General features: G+C 62.5%; 3 protein-coding genes. 1 reads left to right on the top strand and 2 read right to left on the bottom strand.

Translation table 11 applies throughout. From position 1 onward, the window contains the following. On the top strand, nt 1-429 hold a 429-nt coding region (locus tag AACZ55_RS15900; RefSeq protein WP_339647654.1), incomplete at its 5' end, for a hypothetical protein. 162 nt (nt 430-591) lie between these two features. Here the strand turns inward: AACZ55_RS15900 and AACZ55_RS15895 are convergent. Beyond that, nucleotides 592-1584, bottom strand: coding sequence for a heparan-alpha-glucosaminide N-acetyltransferase (locus AACZ55_RS15895; protein ID WP_339647653.1), 993 nt, complete (start codon nt 1582-1584; stop codon nt 592-594). Then, nucleotides 1581-2839 (bottom strand): molybdopterin-dependent oxidoreductase (locus AACZ55_RS15890; protein WP_339647652.1); only part of this gene is annotated, 1259 nt, incomplete at its 5' end. The genes AACZ55_RS15890 and AACZ55_RS15895, both read right to left, overlap by 4 nt.

The following is a 2839-nucleotide window of genomic DNA, read 5'->3' as shown; positions in this document are numbered from 1 at the left end:
GAGCTTTCGGAACTGGACAAGGTTGCAGTGATCGTCAACGGCAGTATTCCGGGCGGATATGAAATTGGTGACGTCGTGTGGATAACCGAGCGCGTAAGCGATGGGGTTTACCGCAGCAGAAACGATCCGCCTTCGGCACCCGGCTATCGCGAGTTCATCGTTCAGGAAACCAGGCCCTGCTACTACAAGTTTGTGTCTTCTTTGGTCGACGGCGATGGCAATAGCTACAGCCGGCACGGTGGCTTTGCGGACTTAAAGTCGTTGGAAGCGATTTCGTATCGCGCCGTGCCTGGCCATTCCCATATCTATCGCAAGGTGATGGTCAACGAAGGCCTGCCATATTATTGGGGCGATATGCTGGTGATGGCCGCTCTTGAACTTGACGTCATCAACCACCTTGCGGCCGAATTTCTGGAAAACGAATGCTAGGCAGATGTGGTGGTGCCCTTGCCGTAACGATCCCGTGAACCTCGACAAGCTGGCTCGCCCTATATCTTCTGCGCGTGTGGCCGCGGCCCTACGCTTACGCTCCGGGTCAAGCCCGAGGATGACGAGAGGGAGAGTGAGGTGTCGGGGGTCTTTCGCCCGCCCCTACTCCGCCTCCGGCTCCAGCAGCATTTCATCGAGCACTTGCGCGGCGCATTGGTTGGTGAGGTCGCTCAGGGCGATGTCCTGTTCGGGGGTGCGCTGGGGGGCTTCTAGCATGGGCCAGAGGTTGTCGGCTTCGATGCTGTCCAGGGTGCAGGAACAGTAGGCCGTGCAGTAGGCGGCGTCGGGGGCGGATTGGGCGCAGCTGGTTTGGCAGCTTGAAAGGAAGTTTTCGGCGCGGCGGGTTTCGCTGATGCCGGTGAGGGAGGCGATGCCCATGAGGATGCCGATGAGGATGGGCTGGTGCAGGACGTAGATGACGAGGCTCCAGCGGCCGAGTTTGGACAGGGCGCGGGAGGGCGATGAGGTGCCCTTGAATTGGGCGAGGCGGTCCGTCAGGTCGCTATTTATGGCCCAGCGGGTGGCGGCGATGCCGAGGAGGGCGACGCCGAACCAGGGGAAGATGGGGACCAGATCTTCGCTGGGGGGTGGTGCGTCCCAGAGGCCGATCCAGGACCAGAGCTTTTCGCCGAACAGCGGGCTCTGGATGAAGAGCTGCAGGCCGATGAGGACAATGGCCAGCGCGAGGATCAGGACCAGCGGCGCTTTGAGGAAGGCCAGGCCCAAAAGGGAAAACAGGGCTATGGCGTGCAGAACGCCGAAATAAACGAAGGTGGATGGATTGAAGGCGTAAGTGCCCGCAGAGATGAGGAGCGCGGCGCCGAGGATGATGGCGAAGCGGCGCCAGAAGGGGCGCCAGCGGATTGTTTCGCCATGGCCGAGGACGAGGGATACGCCGGTCAGAAAGATGAAGGTGCCGACGATGGATTTCTGAAAGACCACCCAGGGGAGCGACTGGGTGGGGTCGAAATTGACGAACCCCAGAAAGGCCAGATCCCAAGAGAAATGGTAGATTATCATCGCGACGATGGCGAGGCCGCGCGCGACGTCGATGGCGGCGATGCGCGGGCGGGATGCGGGGGCGATGGAGGTCATGCGGCGGACGCCCGGACCCAGACGGCGGCATCGTGGAAGGCGGCACCGCCAAAGGGTTTTACCGGATCGGAGCCGATCAGGGTGTTGATGCCCCTGCCCTTCCTGTGCGCCTTGTGGGGGTGGAGGCCCTCGGCCACGACGACACCGGTGCGCAGACCGTCGAACAGGCGCAGGGTCAGCTCGACCGAACCGCGATGATTGCCGATGGTGACGGGGGCGCCGTCTTGGAGCGCCAGACGGGCAGCATCGTCGGGGTGCATGAGCAAGGACGGGGTTCCTTCGCGCTTCTGGCTGCCGGGGGTTTCGCCAAAGGTGGAATTGAGGAAGGTGCGGGCCGGAGACGTGGTCAGGCGGAACGGGACCGTTTCGGAGGTCGGCTCGTTCCAATCGAGAAAATCGACCATGGCGGGCATTTCTGCGGGATCGCAGACCCAGTTGACGCCGCGCTTGATGCGGGTGGCCTCCCAATCGGGCTTGAAGCGGAACTTGCCATCGGGCCAGGCAAAGCCAGCGGCGTAGCGCGATTTGTCGTCGGGCAGCGCGCGGTCGACGAAGCCGGAGGCGGCTTCGATTTCGTCGAGATCGCCATAGCCGGAGCGGGAAAAGGTTTCGGCGACCATCTCGCGGTCGGTCTTTTCAGTGACGGCTTCGGGCGCCCCTACCCGTTTGGCGATTTCGTTGATGACGAAATGATTGGGTTTCGCTTCGCCGGGGGCGTCGACGATCTTTGGGCCGTAGAGGACGCGGGTGTGGCCGCCGCGGGTGTAATAGTCGTTGTGTTCGACAAACATGGTGGCGGGCAGAACGATATCGGCCATCTGGGCGGTTTCGGTCATGAACTGCTCGTGGACCACGGTGAACAAATCCTCGCGCGAAAACCCCTCACGGGTGAGAGAATGATCGGGGGTGACGACCATGGGGTTGGTGTTCTGGATCAGGAGCGCCTTGACCGGGCCGCCGCCTTCGAGCGCCTGGGGATCGCCGGTGAGGATGGGGCCGATGCGGCACATGTCGAGTTCGCGGACGCGGGATTTCTTGAGCGATGCGCCGGTGATCTGGGATTTATCGAGCGCCCAGGTGCCCGAATTGGAATGGAAGGCGCCGCCGCCGCGATATTTCCAGGCGCCAACCATTGCGGGGATCGAGAGCGCGGCGTGCATGTTGAGCGCGCCGTTCCGCTGGCGGGAAAAGCCATAGCCCAGCCGGAAATAGGCGCGCGGGTTTTCGCCGACCAGATGGGCGAAGGCTTCGATTT

It is taken from the genome of uncultured Pelagibacterium sp. (assembly GCF_963972885.1).
In the GTDB taxonomy this organism is placed as follows: domain Bacteria; phylum Pseudomonadota; class Alphaproteobacteria; order Rhizobiales; family Devosiaceae; genus Pelagibacterium; species Pelagibacterium nitratireducens.
Note: the sequence above shows the minus strand (reverse complement) of the source record. Positions and strands in the feature narration are given on the sequence as shown.